The sequence below is a fragment of the Bifidobacterium sp. M0353 genome, from assembly GCF_016100645.1.
Lineage (GTDB): Bacteria > Actinomycetota > Actinomycetes > Actinomycetales > Bifidobacteriaceae > Bombiscardovia > Bombiscardovia choladohabitans.
In genome coordinates, this window is record NZ_JACFSB010000243.1 from 1 (window position 1) to 257 (window position 257).

The window sequence follows — 257 nt, forward strand, 5'->3', positions numbered from 1 at the left end:
TATATATCAAAAAAATTTATGGGATAAGAATAAAAAATTAATTATAAAACAAAAACAAATTGATCATATAAAGCCTTTATTAGAATACCTGCAAACAGATATTTTAAGTCTGGCACATACTGAAAAGCAACCTTTAATGGCATATCTGAAAACATCCGGTCTCTTTTCAAGTAAAAATTCTGCAGTTGTAGATGTAGGATATTCCGGGACAATTCAACAAGCATTAAATAAACTATCGATACAGCCAATTCATGGTT

Annotated in this window: 1 protein-coding gene; it reads left to right on the plus strand. The window is 28.8% G+C overall.

Annotation, left to right across the window (positions count from 1 at the left end):
• A partial coding sequence (locus H3V04_RS09680) for a hypothetical protein (protein WP_198188461.1) occupies positions 1-257 on the plus strand: 257 nt, incomplete at both ends.